The sequence below is a fragment of the Chamaesiphon polymorphus CCALA 037 genome, from assembly GCF_003003845.1.
Lineage (GTDB): Bacteria > Cyanobacteriota > Cyanobacteriia > Cyanobacteriales > Chamaesiphonaceae > Chamaesiphon > Chamaesiphon polymorphus.
The window spans coordinates 1-6,305 of the sequence record NZ_PVWO01000352.1; the positions used below are offsets into that span (position 1 = coordinate 1).

The 6,305-nt window shown below is 43.2% G+C and carries 5 protein-coding genes; 4 read left to right on the forward strand and 1 reads right to left on the reverse strand.

The genetic code is table 11. From position 1 onward, the window contains the following. Positions 1 to 92 precede the first annotated feature (92 nt). The 4 genes from C7B77_RS21375 (at position 93) to C7B77_RS21390 (ending at position 4,967) form a co-directional block, all read left to right on the forward strand. A complete protein-coding gene (locus C7B77_RS21375; protein ID WP_106309613.1) occupies positions 93 to 929 on the forward strand; it encodes a nitrate ABC transporter ATP-binding protein in 837 nt (278 codons plus the stop codon). Positions 930 to 1,224: 295 nt separating this feature from the next. Continuing rightward, a complete protein-coding gene (locus C7B77_RS21380) occupies positions 1,225 to 4,029 on the forward strand; it encodes a cyclic nucleotide-binding domain-containing protein (protein WP_106309601.1) in 2,805 nt (934 codons plus the stop codon). Between the two features lie 102 nt (positions 4,030 to 4,131). Then, the gene (locus C7B77_RS21385; protein ID WP_106309604.1) at positions 4,132 to 4,506 is read left to right on the forward strand and encodes a diacylglycerol kinase; all 375 of its coding nucleotides are present in this window, start codon (positions 4,132 to 4,134) and stop codon (positions 4,504 to 4,506) included. Positions 4,507 to 4,601: 95 nt separating this feature from the next. Then, a complete protein-coding gene (locus C7B77_RS21390) occupies positions 4,602 to 4,967 on the forward strand; it encodes a Rieske (2Fe-2S) protein (RefSeq protein ID WP_106309607.1) in 366 nt (121 codons plus the stop codon). A gap of 482 nt (positions 4,968 to 5,449) precedes the next feature. On the opposite strand, the gene C7B77_RS21400 is transcribed toward C7B77_RS21390, so the two are convergent. After that, positions 5,450 to 6,305, reverse strand: an 856-nt coding sequence (locus tag C7B77_RS21400) for a sensor histidine kinase (RefSeq protein ID WP_146138435.1), incomplete at its 5' end; no start/stop codon positions are given.

Here is a 6,305-nt window from a genome sequence, read left to right on the forward strand (position 1 = left end):
CCACTAGCCCCCGACAATTTACAACTAAACAAACCATCCGTACCCGCCCAGTCCCAACATTAACCGATCGATATTTAAAAACATACAAGATTATGAAAGCATTCCAAGCCAGTCCACAAAGTTTTCAAAAAGTTGAGACTAAAGCTCCTTTTCTACTAGTTGAAAATGTTGCCAAAATTTATCCTACTGCCAAAGGTAGTTACACCGTTTTAGAAAATGTCAATCTGTCTGTCAATAAAGGCGAATTTATTTGCGTGATTGGGCATTCTGGTTGCGGTAAATCAACCCTACTCAATATGGTGGGTGGATTCAGTCAACCTAGCGTTGGCAGAGTCGAACTAAAAGGAGAACGAATTGTCAAACCCGGCCCCGATCGCATGATGGTGTTTCAAGGTTATGCACTTTTACCTTGGAAAACTGCTTTTGAAAATATATATTTAGCCGTTAATTCGGTCTTTCCTCAAAAATCTAAAGCAGAAAAAGTATCGATCGTTCACGAGCATTTAGCCATGGTGGGATTATCTGAAGCTGCCGATAAAAAGCCCAAACAATTGTCGGGAGGGATGCGCCAACGGGTGGCGATCGCCCGCGCGCTTTCGATTCGTCCCGAAGTCTTAATTTTAGACGAACCTTTTGGAGCTTTAGACCAAATTACTAAAGAGGAATTACAAGAAGAATTAATGCGGATCTGTGGCGAACAAAATTGTACGGTGTTGATGATTACTCACGATATCGATGAGGCATTATTTTTGGCAGATCGGTTAGTGATGATGACCAATGGCCCTGCTGCAAATATTGGAGAAATTCTCACTATTCCCTTCGATCGCCCGCGCGATCGCGATCGAATTATGGAAGATCCAGAGTACTATAATCTACGCAATTATGCTCTCGATTTTCTCTATCATCGCTTTGCTCATGACGATGAATAATTTAATTAATCGATAATCGATCGTTGAGATTAAAAAACATGATATACGGTACTTACTAGTTAAATATCGGCTATTATATAAATATAGAAAAGCAGGGTGGGCAATGTCTTTTCTCCCTGTCTTAACCCAAACACATGTGGAGGTTTCCTCCGCATGTGTTTGGGTCGCAAACCGTCGGATAAACCGACGAGTGGGAGCCACTGTCCACCATTAAAATATCGGCTCGTACAGATAGCTCTCGATCGAGAGAATATACAAATAACACTCTTTAATAATAGTCAACTTCATAAGTTATATGTTTTCACAGCTAACCGAACGGCGAATGCATGTGGTGCGTTGGATATTAACAATCGCATGGCTGCTAATTATCGCATCATTATTTTACGATCCTTGGACTTCTGCATTGACAGAGCCAAATCATCCTTGGAGTCCATTAAGGTTATCGGATAGCTGTATTTTGGTGCAGGGAAAGTGTCTGGTAGAGCAGCCTTATCCGCTGGCTACAACCTTATTTTGGGGGGCAATCGTCCCTGCATCGATCTTTATTTTGTTAGTCTTCGGACATGAAGTTTGGCGAAGGATTTGTCCGCTATCATTTTTGTCGCAAATTCCGCGTGCATTAGGCAAGCAGAGGCAATTTAAACGCGAAAATCCCAATACGGGAAAAGTTCGTTACGAGCTGGCAAAAGTCAAGTCCGATTCCTGGTTGGGGAAGAATTATCCGTATGTGCAATTTGGCTGGCTATTTGTCGGATTGTGCGGGCGGATTTTATTTTTTAATGCCGATCGATTGGTATTAGCATTATGGATATTATTTACAATCGCTGCGGCGATTACCGTCGGCTATTTGTATGGGGGTAAATCGTGGTGCAATTATTTTTGTCCGATGGCTCCAGTACAACAGATTTATAGCGAACCTGGGGGTTTATTTGGTAGTAAGGCACATATCAGCGATACGTCGATTACACAGTCGATGTGTCGGACGGTATTGCCCGATGGTAAAGAGCAAAGTGCTTGCGTTGCTTGTCAAAATCCTTGTATCGATATCGACTCAGAACGCGTTTATTGGGATAGTATAAACAAACCAGAAGTATCATGGTTGCGATATGGTTATGTGGGCTTAGTTATTGGTTATTTCGTTTATTATTATTTATATGCGGGTAGTTGGGATTATTATATTTCGGGTGCGTGGGCGAGACAAACCGACCAATTATCAACACTATTAAGTCCAGGATTTTATTTATTCGGACAGGCGATAAATATTCCTAAAATAGTTGCCGTACCATTAACATTAAGTGCTTCTACTTTCATTGGTTATCGGGTGGGCAGATCGATCGAGCAATCGGCAAAAGCTTACAGTCGTAAGCGCGATCTCAAGCTATCTCCAGACATAATTCGGCATCGCGTTTTTACGCTATGTACGTTTTTTATTTTCAACTTTTTCTTTATCTTTGGCGGTCGTCCATTAGTACAACTAATGCCGATTTGGGGTCAATATGTTTACGAACTTACCCTAGTATTATTGAGTACGCTATGGGTATACAAGACTTGGCGACTCAGCCCCGATCTGTATTCGCGCGAGAATTTGGCAAGTCGGTTCCGCAAGCAGTTAGAGAAATTACAACTGAATATTTCTCAATATGTAGAAGGTCGTTCTTTGAGCGAGCTGAATACTCACGAAGTTTATATTTTAGCTAAAGTTTTACCTGGATTTACCAGAGAAAAGCGACATGCTGCTTATAAAGGGGTCGTGCGCGAAGCATTGGAAGAAGGGTATGCGAATTATTCGAGTAGTTTAGAAGTATTGCAACAATTGCGTCAGGAATTAGGCATTACCGATGACGAACACCGCGAGGTATTAGAAGAATTGGGCATCGAAGATCCAGAGTTATTAAATCCCGATCGTCAGCGCAGTTTAGAGAATCAAATTCGCTTGACTGGCTATCGCAAATCACTGGAGCGGCTGATGCTATTACAACGTCAACAAGATCTGACTAATCCCGATCCTAACTCAATCGAAATCGATGCTTTGCGCCGCCAATATTCGATTAGTTCTCAAGATGAAGATTGGATTTTGAGTGGAATTTCGCCAGAATCTGGCAGTTTACGCCGAGCAGAATTTTTACTCGCTCAATTACCCGATCTGATTACCTGCTTTCGCGGACTCAATCAACCAATCTTGCACGAACAACAAGCAGTTTTGACACTGCTCAAAAGTAGCATCCATCACAAGAAAGAATTAATCGTTCGGACTATTTTGGAAACACTTGCCAGCCTGAAGAACGATTTAACCGCGATTTCTCTGGCTCAAAAATTAGGCGATTTAGCTCCAGTAGTTTTGCTAGAACTATTAGAATCAGAAAATTGGCACGAACGACTGCATCCAGAAATAATTGAGAAGCTAGCACCATTATCAGGAACCACAAGTTCTTGTGCGATCGACTATTCAAATGAAGAAACCTTAAGAACGCTAGCACCGTTGCTCGACGATCGCAACCCCCTCATTCAAACAGCTTGTCTGTATATTACCGCGCAACTCGATCTCGCTCAAAGTCAAGCCATCGCGCGCAATTATACGCACATTCAAAACTCACCACTGCTCCAAGAAACTGTCAAAATTATCTTGTCTGCATCCAAAGAGTGTCCGCCTCTGACTACATTTTCGTTATTAGAAAAAGTGGTACACCTATTTAATAGTGACTTCTTTCATCGGATGCATAGTGAAACATTAATCTCGCTATCCGAGCGTGCTGAAGTCAGAACCTTTGGTGATGACGAAGTTATTACCGAAGCTGGCGACACCTGTCGCGAACTCCTGCTATTAATTGAAGGTTCGGCAAATATTCTGTATCATTTACCAAACCAAGAAGTCCGGATCGAGCGACTCAAATTAGGTCAAACACTCGACGAATTAGAAGTTTTGGCACATAGCGACTCCAAGAATACGATCGTGGCTAAAGGCGATTTTACCCGCATTTTGGCAATGCCAGTCAATGCCTTTGACGATTTGCTCGATCGCGATCGCGATTTTGCACGGCGGGTATTAGAACTCGAAAGTCGTCAGTTGCAAAGATTTATGCGATCGCTGCAAACTATCTAAGCATAGCTCGCCAATCTTTGCTAGCATCGAAGAATAAATCAATTAAAATATTGCTAGCTTGCTAACAATATTTTAATTATTATTTTTTGGGAGTATCGCTCCATGTCGAGAAAGTACAGTACTCCTGGCTATCATCCGATTAAAAAAATTAAAGTTATCTTCAAGGGTCTGCACATTGCCGTCATTACGGATTTTAGTGTTGCCTACAAACTAATATTATCGATACCGATCGCGATCGGGGCGATCGCATTTCATAAATGGGTGGATCTGTCGTTGATTCTAATCGCAACCGGACTAATGTTACTGGGCGAATTATTAAATAGTGCGATCGAAATCTTGTGTGATTTTGTCGAACAGCAACAAAATCCGCAAATTGGCGCGATTAAGGATATCGCCGCAGCGGCTGCGGGGGTTGGGATCTTTGTATGGGTAGCAATCCTGATTATCGAAGTCATCCAATTATGGGCAATTGTGTAGAAATGCTCGATTGGGGCGATATTTAGCAACTTGCGGTTGACATCCTGCTAGGCTAATAATATCTAGTTTAACCATCAAAAATTTATTATTGCCCCATGAAAACTGTCTCTGTAGCTACCACCAGCCAGATTAAAGAAGGTGAATTACTAGCTGTTAAAGTCGAGAACCAAAAAGTTATCTTGACCAAAATTGACGATAAAATCTATGCAGTCGAAAATAAGTGTCCTCACTTGGGAATGCCCCTCGCCAAAGGCAAAGTTTGCGATCGCGCTGTAACCTGTCGATGGCATGGTGCAAGTTTCGATCTGACTACTGGTGAAAATGTCAAGTGGGTAGATTCGTTTGTCGGCATCCCCTTGCCAGAATGGTCGCACCAAGTACTCAGCGTTGGCAAATCTGCCCAAAGCATTAAAACATATCCGGTTACTACCCAAGGTGATGAAGTCTCGATCTCGATTTAGATGTCGATTTGAGCTTAATTAGTAATTAGCTTAGATCTGCGGGTACTCGCAGATCTAGGCTAAAAACGCTTAAAAAATGGACTGTTCGGGATTGCACTACATTCCCGACTGCTCGAAAACTTTTTATCTATTCCCTGAAAATTGGGTGTTTCATTATTCGTGTAATACCAATTCTCTAAGTTACTGCTACAGATCTTTACCCCTCCCAGCCTCCCCTTATAAAGCGGATGCAACCACGCGGAGGTTCCCTCCGCATGTGTTGCACCAAGCAGGGGAGGAGCAGTCCCTAGACACGAGCTGTAGCCCGATTTTTTGGATTTGGTATAACTATTACCGAGCGGCGTAAGTAAAGCAACCATTGCCTATACTCTCCCAACTCCCTGTCTTGTCTCGCTAAACCGTCGGGAAACCCGACGAGCGCGAGCCGCAACTCCCAACTCCCAACTCCCAACTCCCAACTCCCAACTCCCAACTCCCAACTCCTATTTCGGATCGACATTTTGCGATCGATCTAGTCCGTCTGGAGGGGGTAGTAAGGGAATTTTTAAGGTAAAGGTCGAACCAAATTGAAGCTGGCTCTGGAGCGCAATTTTACCGCGATGGGCATCGACGATCGCCTTAACGATCGACAGTCCCAAACCAGAACCCTCAGAACGTCGCCGACTTTTGGCAGCACGGGTAAATCGTTCAAAAATTAGCTCTCGATCGGTTTCAGAAATCCCATCGCCAGTATCCTGCACCCACAGGTATAGCATCTTCTGCCGAATTATCGAGCCGATCGAAATCTTATCGCCAACTTGGGTATGCTGAACGGCATTATTTGCCAAATTGACGATCGCTTGTGCGATCCGATAGCGATCGATCCGCACTTTACCATCAGCAACTTTTGCCAAATTCCAATTTCGCTCGGCTAGCCCGCGCACTTTGGCAAATAGTTCTTCAGTAAAAACTCGGATATCGACGATTTCATACTGCAAAAAATCGGGACGTTCGGACTTGGCGAGTAACATCAGATCGTCCACCATCCGCGCCATCCGATCGAGTTCGTCGACTGGTTCGACAAAATACAAAATATCGCCGACTTGGGGATCGTTGGTTTCGTGGCTACCTTGTGCTGAAGAAGTTGCCTTTGCCCATTTTTGCATCAAGTCCGAACTTTGTTTGAGAATTTCCGGTCGCGCTCGCGGACTGGAATTGTGCAATTTACCGTTGACAAATACAATCATGTACACTTCATCTTCCGGCAACTGACGAGACAAGAAAGCATCAAAAAACTCTCCTAGTTCCTCTGAATCATATGGTTTTTTTAGCCGCTTATTCTTATTCTCAATTAATGCC